The sequence below is a fragment of the Bradyrhizobium sp. Ghvi genome, from assembly GCF_900115265.1.
Taxonomy (GTDB): Bacteria; Pseudomonadota; Alphaproteobacteria; order Rhizobiales; family Xanthobacteraceae; genus Bradyrhizobium.
Map to the genome: position 1 here is coordinate 201211 of NZ_FOVU01000008.1, position 16621 is coordinate 217831.

At 63.7% G+C, this 16621-nt stretch carries 16 protein-coding genes; 2 read left to right on the forward strand and 14 right to left on the reverse strand.

The genetic code is table 11. From position 1 onward, the window contains the following. Nucleotides 1-137: 137 nt before the first annotated feature. The 9 genes from BM374_RS27490 to BM374_RS27530 form a co-directional block, all read right to left on the reverse strand. Complete coding sequence (locus tag BM374_RS27490) at nucleotides 138-1097, reverse strand: polyphosphate kinase 2 family protein (RefSeq protein WP_092299579.1); 960 nt, start codon at nucleotides 1095-1097, stop codon at nucleotides 138-140. Beyond that, nucleotides 1057-2076 (reverse strand): branched-chain amino acid ABC transporter permease, encoded by a 1020-nt coding sequence (locus tag BM374_RS27495; RefSeq protein WP_092299582.1) that lies wholly within the window; start codon nucleotides 2074-2076, stop codon nucleotides 1057-1059. Before BM374_RS27495 ends, BM374_RS27490 begins: the two co-directional genes overlap by 41 nt. After that, nucleotides 2073-2954, reverse strand: a complete 882-nt coding sequence (locus BM374_RS27500) for a branched-chain amino acid ABC transporter permease (RefSeq protein WP_092299585.1) — start codon at nucleotides 2952-2954, stop codon at nucleotides 2073-2075. The genes BM374_RS27495 and BM374_RS27500 overlap by 4 nt, the downstream gene beginning before the upstream one ends. 7 nt (nucleotides 2955-2961) lie before the next feature. Further along, nucleotides 2962-3666, reverse strand: coding sequence for an ABC transporter ATP-binding protein (locus BM374_RS27505; RefSeq protein ID WP_092299918.1), 705 nt, complete (start codon nucleotides 3664-3666; stop codon nucleotides 2962-2964). After that, a complete protein-coding gene (locus BM374_RS27510; protein ID WP_092299587.1) occupies nucleotides 3666-4436 on the reverse strand; it encodes an ABC transporter ATP-binding protein in 771 nt (256 codons plus the stop codon). The genes BM374_RS27505 and BM374_RS27510 overlap by 1 nt, the downstream gene beginning before the upstream one ends. 221 nt (nucleotides 4437-4657) lie before the next feature. Further along, nucleotides 4658-5362 (reverse strand): hypothetical protein, encoded by a 705-nt coding sequence (locus BM374_RS27515; protein WP_092299590.1) that lies wholly within the window; start codon nucleotides 5360-5362, stop codon nucleotides 4658-4660. A gap of 30 nt (nucleotides 5363-5392) precedes the next feature. Further along, nucleotides 5393-6418 carry an ABC transporter substrate-binding protein gene (locus BM374_RS27520; RefSeq protein WP_092299593.1) on the reverse strand — a complete coding sequence of 342 codons (1026 nt, stop codon included), beginning with the start codon at nucleotides 6416-6418 and terminating at the stop codon, nucleotides 5393-5395. Nucleotides 6419-6486: 68 nt separating this feature from the next. Then, nucleotides 6487-7272 (reverse strand): ABC transporter permease, encoded by a 786-nt coding sequence (locus BM374_RS27525; protein WP_092299596.1) that lies wholly within the window; start codon nucleotides 7270-7272, stop codon nucleotides 6487-6489. Continuing rightward, nucleotides 7272-8090, reverse strand: coding sequence for an ABC transporter ATP-binding protein (locus BM374_RS27530; RefSeq protein ID WP_092299599.1), 819 nt, complete (start codon nucleotides 8088-8090; stop codon nucleotides 7272-7274). The genes BM374_RS27525 and BM374_RS27530 overlap by 1 nt, the downstream gene beginning before the upstream one ends. A gap of 134 nt (nucleotides 8091-8224) precedes the next feature. Between BM374_RS27530 and BM374_RS27535 the strand changes: the two genes are divergently transcribed. Further along, the gene (locus tag BM374_RS27535; protein ID WP_177248563.1) at nucleotides 8225-9007 is read left to right on the forward strand and encodes an ATP-binding cassette domain-containing protein; all 783 of its coding nucleotides are present in this window, start codon (nucleotides 8225-8227) and stop codon (nucleotides 9005-9007) included. Further along, nucleotides 9004-10563 (forward strand): ABC transporter permease/substrate-binding protein, encoded by a 1560-nt coding sequence (locus tag BM374_RS27540; RefSeq protein ID WP_092299602.1) that lies wholly within the window; start codon nucleotides 9004-9006, stop codon nucleotides 10561-10563. The genes BM374_RS27535 and BM374_RS27540 overlap by 4 nt, the downstream gene beginning before the upstream one ends. Before the next feature lie 95 nt (nucleotides 10564-10658). Here BM374_RS27540 and BM374_RS27545 read toward each other — a convergent pair whose 3' ends face one another. From BM374_RS27545 to BM374_RS27565, 5 genes are all read right to left on the reverse strand, one after another. After that, the gene (locus BM374_RS27545; protein WP_092299605.1) at nucleotides 10659-11621 is read right to left on the reverse strand and encodes an ABC transporter permease; all 963 of its coding nucleotides are present in this window, start codon (nucleotides 11619-11621) and stop codon (nucleotides 10659-10661) included. Next, complete coding sequence (locus BM374_RS27550; protein ID WP_092299608.1) at nucleotides 11611-12597, reverse strand: ABC transporter ATP-binding protein; 987 nt, start codon at nucleotides 12595-12597, stop codon at nucleotides 11611-11613. The genes BM374_RS27545 and BM374_RS27550 overlap by 11 nt, the downstream gene beginning before the upstream one ends. Then, nucleotides 12594-13760 (reverse strand): COG1470 family protein, encoded by a 1167-nt coding sequence (locus tag BM374_RS27555; RefSeq protein ID WP_092299611.1) that lies wholly within the window; start codon nucleotides 13758-13760, stop codon nucleotides 12594-12596. The genes BM374_RS27550 and BM374_RS27555 overlap by 4 nt, the downstream gene beginning before the upstream one ends. Before the next feature lie 246 nt (nucleotides 13761-14006). Further along, nucleotides 14007-15719 carry a sulfatase-like hydrolase/transferase gene (locus BM374_RS27560; RefSeq protein WP_092299613.1) on the reverse strand — a complete coding sequence of 571 codons (1713 nt, stop codon included), beginning with the start codon at nucleotides 15717-15719 and terminating at the stop codon, nucleotides 14007-14009. A 194-nt stretch (nucleotides 15720-15913) separates the two neighbouring features. Continuing rightward, entirely contained in the window at nucleotides 15914-16564 is a 651-nt protein-coding gene (locus tag BM374_RS27565) for a TetR/AcrR family transcriptional regulator (RefSeq protein ID WP_244552709.1), read from the reverse strand. Between the last annotated feature and the right edge of the window lie 57 nt (nucleotides 16565-16621).

Here is a 16621-nt window from a genome sequence, read left to right on the forward strand (position 1 = left end):
TCACATTTGCACGCCTGTTCCACGACTGCCCCATCAGAACGCGATGATGGCATCATGCCCCTGTTTTGCCCGACGCGTCAACGGAAATTCTTAAAATCCGAATAACGGGACCAAGCCTTTGATTCCGTTGTCGTCGGCTACTGTGCATGGGGTTGTTTTCGCATTTTTCCTTTCGCCCGCTTCCTGGCTCCCTTCTCCTCTTTCTCCAGCGCCTCACGCACGTTCTCGAACTCCTGCAGCGAAGCCTTGTCGGCGCGCGGAAAACGCAGGTCCAGCTTTTCCAGCTCTGCAACGATCACCGAGCCGATCACGACGCGGGCGAACCATTTGTGGTCGGCGGGCACGACATACCAGGGCGCATGAGGCGTAGCAGTATGCCGCACGATGTCCTGATAGACGGCCTGATAGCGCGGCCACAAGGCGCGCTCCTTGATGTCGTCCATGGAGAACTTCCACTGCTTGGCCGGCTCCTCGAGCCGGTCGAGGAAGCGTTCGCGCTGCTCCTCCTTGGAGACGTTGAGGAAGAACTTCAGCACCAAGGTGCCATTGCGGCAGAGATAGCGCTCGAATGCGGAGATGTCCTCGAACCGCTCCTTCCAGATGTTCTTGGTGAGCAGCCGTGACGGCAGCTTCTCCCTGGCGAGGATCTCCGGGTGCACGCGCGTCACCAGGCATTCCTCGTAATGGGAGCGGTTGAAGATGCCGATATGGCCGCGCTCCGGCAACGCGACCACGTGGCGCCAGAGGAAATCGTGGTTGAGCTCCTTCGTGCTCGGCGCCTTGAAGGCGGACACCTCGCAGCCCTGCGGATTGATGCCCTCGAAGATCGCCTTGATCGCACTGTCCTTGCCGCCGGCATCCATGGCCTGGAACACGATCAGCACCGACCAGCGATCCTGGGCGTAGAGCTTCTCCTGGAATGCGATCAGCCGCTTCTTGTTGGCGTCGAGAATCTCCTGCGCCGTCTCCTTGTCCAGATCGCTCTTCTCGTTGGTCTTGTAATCCTTCAGGTGAAACTTGCCCGCACCATCGTGCCGGAATGGCGTGATGTAGCGGTCAAGTTCCTGGGCGAGCGATTTGGACGGCTTTTTGCTCATGAGCGCGGGGCACCTTGCGTTGCGGCTTCAATCGGTCGAGCAGGCTACCAAGGATGCCCTTGGGAAGGAATATGATGAAGAGCACCAGCAGCACACCATAAACGAGATTGTCCCAGCCGACCGCCTTGGTGCCGAATCCGATGCGCAGGGTTTCCGCAAGCAGGATGGTGATGACGGCGCCGACGGTGGGACCGAGTGAGACGAACAGGCCGCCGACGATGGCCGCGAACACCATCTGGAGCGACACCGCAATGCCGCTGACCGTGTCGGGCGTGATGAACATCTGGTACTGACAATAGACCGCACCCGCCAGCGCCGTCATCACGGCGCTGATCAAGGTGATCTTGAGTTTCTCCGCAGTGACGTTGACGCCTGCGGCCGCCGCGGCATCCTCGTCCTCCGAGATCGCCTCCAGCGCGTAGCGGCTCATGCTGCGGTCGACCAGGTGCCAGACGATGATGCCTGCGAGCCAGACCGCAAGTGCGATCAGATACCAGCTGGTCTTGTCGTCGAATTGGAGAGCCAGAAGCCTGTTGCCGGCGGCGCGGTTCGGCGTGTAGCCGAGCGAGCCGCCGGTATAGTCGCGCGTCGCCGTGATGATCTGGAGCACGATGCCTGACAGCGCCAGCGTCACCAGCACGAAATAGTGGCCGGTGATACGAAAGCGAAAACAGGGATAGCCGACGATCAGCGCCAACGCACCGGCAGCGACCATGCTGACGGGAATGCCGATCCATGGCGTAAGGCCGAGATGATTCCAAAGCAACGCCGTGACATAGGCGCCGATCCCCATGAAGCCGCCGTGCCCCAGCGAGACCAGGCCGAACCGGCCCATCATCGACCACGATGTGTAGGCGAACGACCAGATCAGGATCAGCACCAGAATGTGCAGATGATAGGGATCGCGATAGACGAATGGCAGCGCGACCAGGGCCGCCAGTGCAGTTCCGCAAGCGACGATCCGCCCCTGCCCCATCATCGGCGCCTCGCCAGCAGGCCCGCGGGCCGGATGAACATCATGACGATGAAGAAGGCGAAGGCGAGCACGTAGCCCCATTCGAGATCCGAAAACAGGCCGCCGAGCGAGATGATCTCGGCGAAGACGAACGCCGCAATGAAGCCGCCGATGAAATTACCGAGGCCACCGAGCACGCAGATCAGGAAGGTGATCGGCCCGAAGGAGAGGCCGACGAAGGGATGCACGTCGTATTGCAGCACCAGCAGGCAGGCGGCGAGCCCGGCCAGCCCGCCGCCAATGGCTGACGTGATGAGATAGATCCGTTTGGTGTCGACGCCCATCAGCGCCATGATCTGGCGGTCCTGCGAGATGGCGCGGATCGCGGTTCCGGTGAAGGTGCGGGTCATGAACAGATAGACCGCAACCATGCCGACCAGTGCTGCCAGGAACGACAGCACTCGTGCGTAGCTGAAGTTCATGTCGCCGAAGGCGAGCACCGGCAGGCGAATACCGAGGTTGCGGAAGTCGATGCCGAAGGCGACGGTGGCAAAGCTCTGCAGCACGAACAGCACCCCGCCTGTTGCGAGCAGCTGGTTGATCGGCGGCGCGGTGAGCAGCGGCGCAATAACGAGATAATGCAGCAATGCGCCGAGGATCGCGACCAGCAGGATCGTCAACGGCGCCGCGATGAAATAGCTGATGCCATAATATTGGACCAAGAAATACATCGCGTACATGCCGATCATCACAAGCTCGGCGTAGCAGATCCAAGTCACGTCGATGACGCCGAAGATCAGGTTCAGCCCGAGCGCGAGCAGCGCCAAGACGCCTCCGAGCAGGATGCCGTTGATGATGGCCTCCAGCAGATAGATGTCGAAAATGTCCAGGAATGCCTGCATATATCCCTCACACTCCGAGATACGCTTCCTTGACCGTGTCGCTCGCCAGCATCTCGGCCGAGGTGCCCGAGGCGCGGATCGTGCCGGCCTCGATCAGATAGGCGCGATCGACCACGCGCAGCACCTGCTGCACGTTCTGCTCGACGATCAGCACCGTCAGCCCGCTGGCGCGGATCCGCTTCACCAGCTCGAACACCTGCTGTACCACCACCGGCGCCAGCCCCGCCGAAGGCTCGTCGAGCAGCAGCAGTTTTGGATTGGACATCAGCGCGCGGCCAATCGCGCACATCTGCTGCTCGCCCCCGGACATGGTGCCGGCCATCTGATGGCGGCGTTCCTTCAGCCGCGGAAACAGATCGAACACGACCTCCAGCCGCTCGGCGTAGCGGCCGCGCGCCTCCTTCATGAAAGCACCCATCTTCAGATTGTCGTCGACCGAAAGCTGCGGAAACAGCCGCCGGTTCTCCGGGACATGCGCGATCCCGAGGCTGACGATCTTGTGCGGCGGCGTCGCCAGGACATCGGCGCCCTCCATGGTGATCGAGCCGCGCGTGGGGCGGATCAGGCCGGAGATGACGCGCATCAAGGTGGTCTTGCCGGCGCCGTTCGGCCCGATGACGCCGACGGCCTCACCGGCCTTCACCTCGAGATCGACGTTGAACAGCGCCTGGAAGGTGCCATAGCCAGCGTTGACGCCGCGAAGCTCCAGCATCATTGGCCTCCCGCATGGCGGCGCGCTTCGGCGGCCGCAGCCTGCGTGGTCTCGGCATCGGTGCCCAGATAGACCTCGATCACACGTGGGTCAGCGGCGACGGCGCTCGGCAGGCCCTCCGAAATCTTCTCGCCGTGGTCAAGCACCATGACGCGGTCGACGACGCGCATCAACACGCCCATGATGTGCTCGACCCAGATGATGGTGATGCCGAGCTCGTCGCGGATATTGCGCAGCATGTCCGCAGCCTGGTCCATCTCGGCCTCGTCGAGGCCGCCGAGGCTCTCATCGGCGAGAAGAAGTTTGGGGGCGGTGGCGAGCGCCTTCGCAAGTTCGAGCTTCTTCAAGCCAGCGGCGCCCAAGCCGTCCACGCTGGCATGGCGATCGGTCGGCAAGCCGACCATCGCAAGCGCGCGCGCGGCCGCTTCCTCGGCCTTGACGCGACTGTTGCGCCCCTGCCCGTAGAAGCCGGCGAGCGCGACGTTCTCGAAAATGGTGAGGCGTCGGAACGGCCGCGGGATCTGAAAGGTACGGCCGATGCCGCGGTTGATGATCCGGTGTGGCGCCAAGCCTGCGATTTCCGAACCATCGAACCGGATCGAGCCGGAGGTCGGCGAAAGCGTGCCAGAGAGCATGTTGAAGATCGTGCTCTTGCCCGATCCGTTGGGGCCGATCAGGCCGAGGATCTCGCCTCGATCGACTTTGAATGACACGTTGTTGACGGCAGTGAAGCCGCCGAACCGTTTCACCAGCCCGCTAACCTCCAGCACCGCCCGCTCCGCTAGCTGCCTTCTTCGGGCGACAGGATGGACTCGCGCCACACCCAGGCGGTCGAATGTCTCGCTGCAATCGCGATCAACAGCCCTCGTACCGAGCGGGCAGCCATGCGCAGGCGCATCTAAACCTCCCTGGACGATTGTGCATTGCAGTCTTCTTGCTTTGCTTTTCGCCCATCACATGGGCTTGACCGCGCGATGTCAAGCCTTGCGCATCAGCGCGAGGCGAACTGCTGCGCCATGAAGTCCGTCACAAACCGCGGCATGGTCGGCGTGAGATCATCCATCCCGCGCACGAGATGGATAGCCGAGAGCTCCGACTCATCCTGACCAGCCAGATTGGCCTCGATCCGCGCGCGAGCCGCCTCGCCGGGCATATCCAGGTTCAGGATCTGCATCATTGCGATCGAATGGCCGGTGACGACACAGTGCCAGTCCGTCTCGGCCGAATAGTCGGCGGGGAACAGACCAGTCTCTTCCTCGATCTCGCGGACGACGCTGCCGGGGATATCGAGCCGACCGTCCTTGATGTCGTTGAGGTCGGGCGTGCCCGACGGAAAATAGATGCGCCCTGAATTAGCGGTGTGGTGCGCCATCTCGCCCATCACGAAGGCGCCATCGGACGCTCGTAGCGCTCCCATACCGAAACCGTTGAATACTGACCGATCGGGAAAGCCCCAGTCGCGCCAAGCCAGGAAGCTGGCGAAATCCGTCTCGAAATAGGTCGCCGCGAGACGACCGTCCGTAAAGACGGCATCTCGCCCGAGCAGAATGCGCCCGTTCCAGAGCTTCGGCCGCGCGCGTTGCTGCTCGGCGAAATGCGCGGCGATCTCGGCGCGCCGCTCCTCGGCGAACGGCCAGGCGACGGGGCGCACGGCAAGGTCGAGCGTCGTGACGCGATGAATGGTTGGTGACGGCATGACCGCTTGACTACCAAGCCTTCGCGTCGGTTATTTGGCGCTCCCGGTGGACTTCTTGGCCTGCTCGACGAACTTGTTGGTAAAAGTCTTGCTGACGTCGATCTTGGCGTTGGCCACCTCGGGTGAGCCGATGCTGAAAACGGCGAGCACGGCCTCCGCGCCCTTCGGATCCATCCTTCCGGTCTCGGAGAACATCGGGATCGTGTTCTTCAGCGCGGCGAGATAGAGGTCCTTGTTCTTTCCGACCATCTCGTCGGGCATCTTGGCCATGATCTCCTCGGCTGAATGTGAGTGGATCCAGGCGATCGTGGCCAGCATTGCGTTGGTCAGCGCCTGCGTTTCCTTCTCGTGACCGTTGACCCAGGCCGCGGTCGAGTACAGAGCGCCACCCGGATATTCGCCGCCGAAGGTCTCGAGCGTGTCTTTCTGGGTGCGGGTGTCGCTGAGGATGCGCAGATCCTTGTGGCTGCCCTGGAGCACGGTGACGGAGGGATCGAGCATCACCGCTGCGTCGATCTGCCCCTGCTCCATCGCGGCCACCGCAGTGGCACCGAGGCCAACGCCGATCACGGCCGTGCCGGCGGGATCGAGCCCGTTCTTCTTGAGGAGATATTTCAGGAAGAAATCGGTGGAGGAGCCCGGCGCGCTGACGCCGACCTTCTTGCCGGCGAGGTCCTTGATCGACTTGATGTCCCCCGTGTGCGAGGGCGCAACCACCAGCACGAGGCCGGGATAGCGGTCATAGACCACGAACGCCTGAAGCTCCTGCTTCTTGGCCGCCAGGTTGACGCAATGGTCGAAATAGCCTGAGACCACGTCGGCACTGCCGCCAAGCACGGCCTTGAGCGCGTCCGAGCCGCCCTTGAGATCGACCAGGTCGACATTGAGACCGGCCTTCTCGTACTCGCCGAGTTGCTTGGCCAGCACCGTCGGCAAATAGCACAGGCAGGCGCCGCCACCGACCGCAATCGTCACCTTGCTTTGCGCTGCGGTAATCGAGGTGGTGAGCGTCAGCGCGAGCAGCGCGCCGGCGAGCCTGGCAATCGTGTTCTTCATTGGTTTCCTCCGTTCGGCCGCGGCACCATAGAGCAGCGGGACTGGCTTGAGAAGGCGACTAACGACGACTAGCCGCGCCCGTCCACGGTCGGTCGCCAAACCAGGAGCCTTCGCTCCACCAGCGTCACGCCCATGTCGATCAAGATAACGAAGGCCGACAGCACGAACATCCCGGCGAACACGCCGGCGACGTCGAACACGCCCTCGGCCTGCTGGATGAGATAGCCGAGCCCGGCGGCCGAGCCCAGATATTCGCCGACAACGGCGCCGACGACCGCAAAGCCGACCGAGGTGTGCAGCGAGGAGAACATCCACGACAGCGCCGAAGGCCAGTAGACGTGCCGCATCAGTTGCCCCTCGCTCATGCCGAGCATCCGGCCATTGTCGAGCACAGTGCGGCTGACCTCCTTCACACCCTGATAGACGTTGAAGAACACGATGAAGAAGACCAGCGTCACGCCGAGCGCAACTTTGGACCAGATGCCGAGGCCGAGCCAGAGCGCAAAGATCGGCGCCAACACGACGCGGGGTAGCGCATTGACCATCTTCACATAGGGATCGAACACCGCGGCGACCAGCGGCTGGCGCGCGAACCAGAAGCCAATGAGGACGCCGCCGAGCGATCCGATGACGAAGGCCAGGATCGATTCCACGAGCGTGATCCAGAGATGTTTCCAGATCACGCCGGAGACGAACCATTTGACGATCTGATCGAACACATCGACCGGATTTGAGAAGAAGAACGGCGGCAGCAGGATCTTGCCGAGCACCGGCACTGATGACAGCAGCTGCCATAGCGCGATGCACACGATCGCGACCAGAACTTGCAGCGCGAGCAGCATTGCGCGCGACATCAGACCGCCTCCGCCGCGTGGGTGGATTGCGCGTAGCCCTTCATCACCTCGTCCTTGAGCACGCTCCAGATCTCGCGATGCAAGGCATGAAACTCCTTGTCCAGCCGCACCTCGAAAATGTCGCGCGGGCGCTGCAAGTTCACGCGCCAGTCGCCAATGATGCGCGAGGACGGCCCCGCCGACATGATCACGACGCGGTCGGCGAGCGCGATCGCCTCTTCGAGGTCGTGGGTCACGAACAGCACGGCCTTGCGGTCGGCGTTCCAAAGATCGAGCAGCAGATTGCCCATCACCTGGCGCGTCTGCGCGTCCAGCGGCCCGAACGGCTCGTCCATCAAGAGGATCTTGGGATCGCGGATCAGCACCTGCGCAAGTGCCACGCGCTTGCGCTGGCCGCCGGAAAGCATGTGCGGATAGCGGCCGGCGAAGGCGCCAAGGCCCACGGAAGTGAGCCATTTCTGCGCCAGTGGCAGCGCCTCGGCGCGTGGCGTCCCCTTGATCTCGAGCCCGATCGCGACGTTGTCGAGCGCGGTCTTCCAGGGGAACAGCGCATCGGCTTGGAACAGGTAGCCGGCGTCCCGGTTCAGCCCCGCAAGCGGCCGATCGAATATCCTGACGCCGCCGGCGGCGGGTTTGAGCAGCCCGGCGGCGACATTGAGCAGCGTCGATTTCCCGCAGCCGGTCGGACCGACAATGGCGACGAACTCGCCTTGCGCGACTGTTAAATGGGCCTTCTCCACTGCCGTATAGACGCGGCCGTCCCCCAGTCGGAACGCAACCTTGGCATCTTCCAGCGCCACTGCCGTGGGCGTCGTCATGTGTTTCCTCCGGGCTTGGCCTGATGCCTTAGCCGCTCGCGCGGACAAGTTCAATCAACCGGTCAAGCGTGCTAAGCATGGGGCCTCGACCATCCCCCTCCCTCTGGAGGGCAAGCGAGCTGAGTGCACGTCTGATGCCTTCCAGACCAATGATTGGCTATGCGCACGTCACCAAGAGCTACGGCTCCCTCAGGGCCGTCGACGACGTCTCGCTCGACATCGCCGAAGGCGAGTTTTTGGCCATCGTCGGCGGGTCAGGATCCGGCAAGACGACGCTGCTGCGGCTTGCCAACCGGCTGATCGAGGCCGATGGCGGCACCATCGCGGTCGAGGGCGACGACATCAAGAACATCGATCCGGTCACGCTACGGCGCCGGATCGGCTACGTCTTCCAAAGCGGCGGGCTGTTTCCGCATCTGAGCGTCGCCGACAACATCGGCATCACGCCAAAGCTCCTCGGCGAGCCGGCCGCCAACATCGCGGAGCGGGTGGACGAGCTCATCGAGCTCGTCCAGCTCGATGGCACCGCGCACAGAGACCGGCTGCCCGAGACGCTCTCCGGCGGCCAGCGGCAGCGCGTCGGCGTGGCACGGGCGCTCGCAGCAAAGCCGCGCATCATGTTGATGGACGAGCCGTTCGGCGCGCTCGATCCCCTCACCCGCGACGCCCTCGGCGACGACTACGGCTCGCTGCATCGCCGCCTCGGGCTGACCACCGTGATGATTACGCATGACATGACGGAGGCGATCCTGCTCGCCGATCGCATCGCGGTGATGCGCGGCGGACAGCTGCTGGCGCAAGGTACGCCCATGGAGCTCTCGAAAAGCAGCGATGCCTATGTGCTGGAGTTGTTGCGCACCCCACGGCGCCAGGTCGAACGACTGAATTTGCTGCTGTCGCAGGACGGTGCGGCATGAGCTTTTTTGCAGATCCACGCTGGGGCGAGGCACTGTCGCATTTGCCCGATTATCTCGGCAATCACGTGCGGGTGAGCCTCGCCGCACTCGCGCTTGGCCTCGCCATCAGCCTGCCGCTGGCGATCCTCACGCGTAACCGTCCGGCGCCGCGCGCCGCCCTGCTCGCGCTCGCGAGCATCGTGCAGACCGTGCCGGGACTGGCGCTGCTTGCGCTATTCTATCCGCTGCTGCTGCTCGGTGCCTCAGTAGCGCTGAAATGGTTCGGAGTCTCGTTCTCGGCCTTCGGCTTCCTCCCGGCGATGCTGGCGCTCGCGCTCTATTCGATGCTGCCGGTGCTGCGCAACGGCATCACCGGGCTGAATGGTATCGACCCCGCGCTGATCGAGGCCGCCAAGGGCGTCGGCATGACCGCGCAGCAGACATTGTTGATGGTCGAGCTGCCGCTGGCGCTGCCGGTGATGATGGCGGGCATCCGCACCGCCGCAGTGTGGGTGATCGGCACCGCGACGCTGTCGACGCCGATTGGGCAGACCAGCCTAGGCAACTACATTTTTGCAGGGCTGCAAACCCAGAACTGGGTGTTCGTGCTGTTCGGCTGCTTCGCCTCGGCCATGCTCGCGCTCGCCGTCGATCAGCTGCTTGGCCTGATCGAGAGCGGACTGCGCCACCGCAGCCGCCTGCACGCCGGGCTCGGTGCGATCGGGATCGCGGCGCTGGTTGCGGCGACACTTGTGCCGACGATGGGACGTTCGCCGTCCGGTTATGTGGTCGGCGCCAAGACCTTTGCCGAACAATATGTGCTCTCGGCCCTGCTGCGCGACCGCCTCCAGGCGGCCGGTCTTTCCGCGAGCGCGCGATCGGGTCTTGGCTCGAGCGTGATCTTCGGGGCGCTGAAAGCCGGCGACATCGACCTCTATGTCGATTATTCCGGGACGCTCTGGGCCAACCAGCTGCACCGCACCGATATCAAACCGCGCGCGGAGCTGGTGGCGGAGTTGAAGACGGCACTCGCAAAGGACAACATCACCCTGCTCGGCGAGCTCGGCTTCGAGAATGCCTATGCACTGGTGATGCCGAAGAAGCGCGCCGACGCGCTTGGCATCCACACCATTGCCGATCTCGCCGCGCACACCTCGACGATGTCGATCGCCGGCGATTACGAGTTCTTCTCCCGGCCGGAATGGGCGGCGCTGCAAAAGGCCTACGGTCTTCAGTTCAACGCCCAACGCCAGATGCAGCCGGACTTCATGTATGCGGCGGTCGCGAGCGGCGAGGTCGACGTCATCGCCGGCTACACCAGCGACGGGCTGATCGCGAAATACGATCTGGTGGCGCTCGACGATCCCAAGCAGGCGATCCCGCCCTATGACGCGATCCTGCTGCTCGCTCCCAAGCGCGCCGGCGACGAGCGGCTCAAGGCGGCGCTTAGCCCGCTGCTCGGTAAGATCGACATTGCCACCATGCGTGAGGCAAATCTGCGCGCGGCCGGCAATGACGCGAATTCATCGCCGGATGCGGTGGCGAAGTGGTTGTGGGGGAAGATCGGACGACCGTAGAAGAGATGAGGGGGTGGCCGCAGGGGACGTCCAGCCACCCCCTCCTGCCCATCTCTTGGAGGACGAGAAGGGCAAAGCACAGTCAGGTCATCAGGTCACGCCCTCACCTCCTGGCGCTGGAACAGCACATAGCTGAACGCGAACAGAATGATGGTGCCGGCGACGAGGCCGACGGTCTGCGGCCATGCAATCATGATGCTTTCACCGAACGGCAGCGGCGCGCCCATGACGGCGCCGCGAAGCTGATCGAGAAACACCGGTCCGAGCGCACGAGTCGTTGGTGACAGCACCGCCAGCATCGCTTCCCCGAACAGGTCGTTCGGCGACAGCCGGAGCAGCTCCTGCGTCCAGACCGCCGTAGCCGGATCGTTCAGGCCGAGCAGCGCGTAGCGCGGGTCGGCCGGCGCGATCGCCTGCGCCAGCGCCGGAGCCAGCATCGGCCAAAGCACCGTCAGGAACAGCCAGATGCCCAGCGCGACAAGCGCTGCGGTGGCAGCCGAGCGGAACACCGTGGACAGCAACATCGCCAGGGACAGCCAGACGCCGGCGTAGAAGATCGCCACGATCAGGAACACCGCCGATCGCGCGATCTCCTCGCCTCCCGGCGGCACGCCGAGGAAGATCAGTCCGAGACCAATCACCAGCAGCCACAAGGCGGTGAGACTGATCCCGATCGTGGCGAGGGCTGCAAGGAACTTGCCCATCAACAGCGCATCACGATAGATCGGCTGCGCCAGAATCCGCGACATTGTTCGCCTGTTGTGTTCGCTGTTGACGGCATCAAAACCCAGCCCGATCGCCATCAACGGAATGAGAAAGCCGAGGATCGCGACAAAGGACGGCAGGGGCGCCTGGTCGATGGTGAACAGCCGCAGCAGGAGGAACGGATCTTCGGCGGTGTTCTGCCTGAGGCTGCTGATCGCTTCATAGAGCGCGGCAAGCGCTGTGGAGACGATCAGCAGCTCCAGCACCAGCATCCGGATGCTGGAGACGTGGTCGGAGAGCTCCTTGACGAATACGGTCGACAAGCCCCGGAACGGTGATCCCTCACGCCGCATGACGAACGTCCCCCGTGGGCTGCGCCTGGAAGTAGCGCGCGTAGATCGTTTCGAGGCTCGGTTCGTCGACCGACAATCGTCGCAGCGCCCCGTCGCCCGCAACGACGGCGCGCGCCGCATCCGGCCGCACGTCGCGCTCGGCCGTCATGCGGAAACGGTCGGCAGCAAGGGTCTCCACCTGGGTCACGCCCGGGATCATCGCGAGCCGCCGGGCAATGCCCGGCCCTTCCGCCTCGACCTCGACGACGAAGCCAGCGCCGAGCACCCTGACGGCAAGCTCCGGTACCGTGCCCAGCAGCACGATGCGCCCACCCCGAAACAGCGCAACCCGGTCACAGACGCGCTGGACCTGGTCGAGCATATGGGATGACAGCAGCACGGTGACGCCCTCGGCTTTCAGCTCGCGGATCAATCCGAGGAATTCCTGCGTGGCTTGCGGATCAAGCCCGGATGTCGGCTCGTCGAGGATCGCGATCTCGGCACGCTTCATGATGATCTCCGCCAGACCCAACCGCTGCCGCATGCCGCGCGAGAACGTCCCGACACGCTTCTCGGCAACCTCGGCAAGTCCAACGCGAGCGAGCGCGGCCTCGATCCGCGCCGCCCGCTCGGCGCGGGCAAGCCCCATCAGCTTGGCGGTGTAGGCGAGATTCTCCGTGGCCGTAAGCTGGTCGTAGAAGCCGACGGCATCGGGCAGATAACCGACGCGCTGCTTGACCTTCAGCGGCTCGCGCGCCGGATCGAAGCCGAGCACGCTGACTTCGCCCGACGATATCTCGGTCAGGCCGAGCATCATCAGGATGGTCGTGGTCTTGCCGGCGCCGTTCGGGCCGAGCAGGCCGAATACCTCACCGCGCGCGATCCCGAAGTCGATGGAATCGACCGCAATCGACTTTCCATAGTGCCTGGCAAGGCCGCGCGCGCTGATGACGAGATCGCGGGGCGCGCCATTGGCTTCGGTTTGTTGCTCACTCATCGCCGTCCGTACCTTGCGACTGCACCAAGCATCAACAATAGCGCGACGCCGATGACGCCGGCGCCCGCCACGCCCCACACCGTCGAGGTGGCGACAGTGACGCGGAATTGGCTCGAGGCGCTTTCACCACGTGAGGAGGCGCGGATGGTGGTCTGATAGTCTCCGGCCAGCGACTTGTCGCTCGGAGTGAGCAGCGCCTGCACCTCGCTGTCCTTGCCGGGAACGAGGCGATCGATCGTCGCCGGCTCAAACGTCACCTTCCACCCATTCGGCGCGGTCCCAGCCAGCGCGATGTTCTCGGCAGGCGCGGTGCCGGTGTTGGTCACGACGATCGGAATCGAACTTTGCTTGCCCGCAACCGCACGCGCGCTCAGAAGACCGTCGCGTCCGGAGATCTGGAGCTGCGGCTGTCCGACGACATCGAGCGCGAGCTCGGTGGAGGCCGAGGCGTCCTCCGCCTTCACGGTCACCTTCACCGGGAAATGCCCGGCATCGATCGTGGTGGGCGGGCGCACCTTCAGCTTGACGTCCTTGGACTGACCAGCATCGATCGGGATCGAGGAGAGCTCCTGGGTGCCATAGGCTTCAGTGAAGGAGGTCTCGAAATTGGCGGGCGCTTCGGCGGCAAAGCTCGCGATGAGATTGCGGCCTGAATCGTTCTTGATCGAGAGCGTGTAATCGAAATTGGACTTCGGGCTGCCGCGCAGGGACGGCAGGCTCGATTTGACCGTCAGCTTCGCCGGCAGCTCCTTGGCGAGCGAGACTGCGATCGGAAGCTCCGCACTGCTGCCCTGCCCCTCGGCCTTCACCGTGATCGTATGCGCGCTGAGATCGTTGCCGGCGGGAACATCGAGCCTGAGCTGAAGCGCGACGCTGCCGTCAGGCGCCGGCATCGCCGCCGCGACGGGCTGGCCGCCACCCAGCAGCGTCGCAGTCCAGCCACTCGGCACGCCCGCCACCGAAAGCTGGTAACGCTGCGGCGACAGGTCGTAGTTCTGCAGACGCAGCGAGATGTTGCTGGTCGTGCCGGGACGCACCGTGACCGCCGGATAGTCGGTCATGAGAAAGAGCCCCTTGATATCATGCGCCGGTTCGGCGGCATGAACAGCTGGACTCAGCAGCATGAAGGCAAATGCAAGGCGCGCAACATCAAGCGCTCGCATGGAGGTTCTCCTGCAAGAAGGGGGATCAGAGATCGGCAACACCGCCGGAAAGTCCCTGGTGGCGGCGTCTGGGATGATGGCAGCAATCGTGACAAAGTTTGGGAAGCAAGGCGCCGCGCCAATTACAAGTCGGTGATTTCAGGCATTTTCGGCTCAGACTTTAGTTTGAATAGCACCCCGTCAAAAGATTAATACGTCGTAATACGATATATTTGTCGGCCATACGATCCAGCCAGTCAGATCCGGTTAAAGGCCGTGAATCATCCCCGCATTGATCAGCAACCGGTTCAGCCGCCGTGCTTCCGCACCGTCGTTGCAGCCATAGAAGATCCCGTTGCAGCGAAGCATGATCTTTTTCTGCTCGGCGAAGGACGGATCGAGCGGAATGCCGGCGGCCTCCTGGATCACCAGCGGCAGATAGGCACCGTCGATGCTGTCCATCACCGCGTCACTTTTCACCGGCTCGAAATTGACGGCATCGATTGCGTAATATGTCGCGTAGAGGCGCGGATCGTAAGCATCGAGCTTCCTGCCGATCGCGCCTTCGTCGAGCCCGGGCTCGAGGATGTTGGGAGCGAACTCGGGCTGATGGTCGCCATAGCGCACGATCAGGAAGGGCTCACCCGGAAAACTCTTCTTCAAGCCTGCGACGAAGCCCTTGTATTGCTCGGCGCTCATCGCCTGCCGGCGCAGATATTCGTCGATGGACGGCACATTGCCCGGCGCGCGCCAATTCGGCATCAGATCGGGACGGAAGCGCGTCTCCCACGGGAAATGATTGGCGCCGAGATAGATGAAGGTGAAGAGCGGCTTGTTAGGCGTCCGCTCGCCCATCAACCCCAACGCCTTGTCGTAGAAGAAACTGTCGGGCTCGACGTCCCTGGCGCCGAGATCATGAGCGTCGAGGAAGCGCTCGACACCCGTCGTGATCTGAAAGCTGCGCGCGCCCATGAAGCCGCCATAGGCGGGATAGAGCGACATTGTATCGTAGCCGCAGCGGCGCAACGCCAGCGGCAGGCCCCGCTCGACCCGGCCCGACGCAATGCGCGTCACGAAATAGGCGAAGCGGCCAAACGAGCGCGAGGAGAGACCGGCCAGCACGTTGTATTCCGTGAACCAGCTCGGCCCGCCATTGCTCTCGGCCAGGAACGTGCGCTCCTTGCCGTCCCAGGACTTGAAGTGGCTGCCGTAGCCCGGCGGCACCTTGATGCCCTGCGCGGCGCGGATGTCGAAGCTCGACTCATCGTGGATCATGATGATGTTCGGCCGGCGGCCGGCAGGATGGCAAGCATCGATCAACGGGATGTTGAGCCGCTCGTCGACCGGGGCGGCCGATTCCATGAACCCGTACTGCACGAAATCGGAAACCGCCGTGACGCCCGAGCGGAAGAATTTCGAAAGGTAGCCGTCGTCGTAATAGCCACGCCAGGCTTCGTCCGGATGATAGACGGAATAGAAGACCAGGGCGGCGAGGCAGGCGAGCTTGCAGGCCAGGGCCGGCAGGCGGCGGATGCGAAATGGATCGAGCCACCACAGCGCATACATCAGGGGCAGCGTGATCAGACCTGCCCCGATTACGGACCAGCGCAGGTTCGGGAAGATCGTGAACAGAAACGCGACCGTGTCGCGGTCGATCATCATCAGGTCGATGAAATTGACCGTCATCTGCGCGACGTCGTGCTTGAGCCGCGACAGCAGCACCAGCACCACGACCATAGTCAGCGACAGCGCACCCGACAGGGCCGGCCGGCGCAACAGCGTGATCCAGAAGAAGTTGAGGATACCCCAGGCGAGCAGGAAGGACAGGCGCGAGCTGAAATCGGTCTCGGTCTCGTACATCAGCGCCAGCGCTGCCAAATGCGGCGCGGCCACCGCGAGCAGCCGCCAGATGCCGAGCGCAGCGACGCTCGCCAGAACGGCGGTGGTGGCGGAAGGACCTGGATCAGGCGCGGGCGCCATCGAGGACACGCTGAACACGTTCCGGCGCGGTGAAGCCAAGCCGTCTGGCCCGTCTCGAGACGGCCAGGGCGTCCGGCGCAGCCGGCTGCACCGTGTCACAAAACTGTAATAGAACGGTCTCGGGCAGGCAACGCGAACCAGCGTCCGACCTTCGCTTAATGTTAGCGAGCTGCGAAGGCCTTATCCGGGCGAGGCTAGGGCTTTGATATCCCGCTGATGAACAGATCGATCACGCCTTCCGCCATCTCTTCAATCTCGGCCTCCTCCACACCCCAGCGCGGGAAATGGCCGTCGAGGTTCATCCGGGCGAAACCGTAGATCAGGGCGCGACCGGCGATCAGGACCCGCTTCAGATCCGTCGACCTCAGCAGGCCCTGCGCGACCGCCTCGGTCAGCATCCGTTCGGTCAGCGCGATCAGCTCGGCGTTGTCGCGCGTCAGCTCAGCCGAGCTGCCATGGGCGAAATAGCGCCCTGTGGAGATGATCTCGAAATGCGCGGGGTTGCGCATGGCCCATCGCACATAGGCGAGGCCGAAGGCGCGGAAGCGTGCCAGAGCATTGGCGGCCGGAGCGTCTGCCAGCGCGGCTTCGATCTCGACGCGAAAGCGCCGTTGCGCCTCCTCGGCCACGGCAGCCATCAAGGCGTCGCGGTTGGGAAAATGCCGGAATGGCGCTCCTGGCGAGACCGCAGCCCGGCGCGCGGCCTCGCGGACCGAGACCTCGGCGCCTTCGGCTGCCAGCTGCAGCGCAGCATCGATCAGCACGCGACGAAGGTCGCCATGATGATAGGGCCGGGCTTCCCGTGTCTGGCGAGCGCGGGGTTTGGAGATCTGGCGTGGAGACATGGCGCTTTCTAGCATCACTCCAACGTGAATGTAAGCAGCGATTACACCATTGACGAT

Coding starts and splice junctions, on each gene's coding strand:
- BM374_RS27490 (WP_092299579.1), bottom strand. CDS start 1,097: ATGAGCAAAAAGCCGTCCAAATCGCTCGCCCAGGAACTTGACCGCTAC.
- BM374_RS27495 (WP_092299582.1), bottom strand. CDS start 2,076: ATGATGGGGCAGGGGCGGATCGTCGCTTGCGGAACTGCACTGGCGGCC.
- BM374_RS27500 (WP_092299585.1), bottom strand. CDS start 2,954: ATGCAGGCATTCCTGGACATTTTCGACATCTATCTGCTGGAGGCCATC.
- BM374_RS27505 (WP_092299918.1), bottom strand. CDS start 3,666: ATGCTGGAGCTTCGCGGCGTCAACGCTGGCTATGGCACCTTCCAGGCG.
- BM374_RS27515 (WP_092299590.1), bottom strand. CDS start 5,362: ATGCCGTCACCAACCATTCATCGCGTCACGACGCTCGACCTTGCCGTG.
- BM374_RS27520 (WP_092299593.1), bottom strand. CDS start 6,418: ATGAAGAACACGATTGCCAGGCTCGCCGGCGCGCTGCTCGCGCTGACG.
- BM374_RS27525 (WP_092299596.1), bottom strand. CDS start 7,272: ATGTCGCGCGCAATGCTGCTCGCGCTGCAAGTTCTGGTCGCGATCGTG.
- BM374_RS27530 (WP_092299599.1), bottom strand. CDS start 8,090: ATGACGACGCCCACGGCAGTGGCGCTGGAAGATGCCAAGGTTGCGTTC.
- BM374_RS27535 (WP_177248563.1), top strand. CDS start 8,225: ATGCCTTCCAGACCAATGATTGGCTATGCGCACGTCACCAAGAGCTAC.
- BM374_RS27540 (WP_092299602.1), top strand. CDS start 9,004: ATGAGCTTTTTTGCAGATCCACGCTGGGGCGAGGCACTGTCGCATTTG.
- BM374_RS27545 (WP_092299605.1), bottom strand. CDS start 11,621: ATGCGGCGTGAGGGATCACCGTTCCGGGGCTTGTCGACCGTATTCGTC.
- BM374_RS27550 (WP_092299608.1), bottom strand. CDS start 12,597: ATGAGTGAGCAACAAACCGAAGCCAATGGCGCGCCCCGCGATCTCGTC.
- BM374_RS27555 (WP_092299611.1), bottom strand. CDS start 13,760: ATGCGAGCGCTTGATGTTGCGCGCCTTGCATTTGCCTTCATGCTGCTG.
- BM374_RS27560 (WP_092299613.1), bottom strand. CDS start 15,719: ATGGCGCCCGCGCCTGATCCAGGTCCTTCCGCCACCACCGCCGTTCTG.
- BM374_RS27565 (WP_244552709.1), bottom strand. CDS start 16,564: ATGTCTCCACGCCAGATCTCCAAACCCCGCGCTCGCCAGACACGGGAA.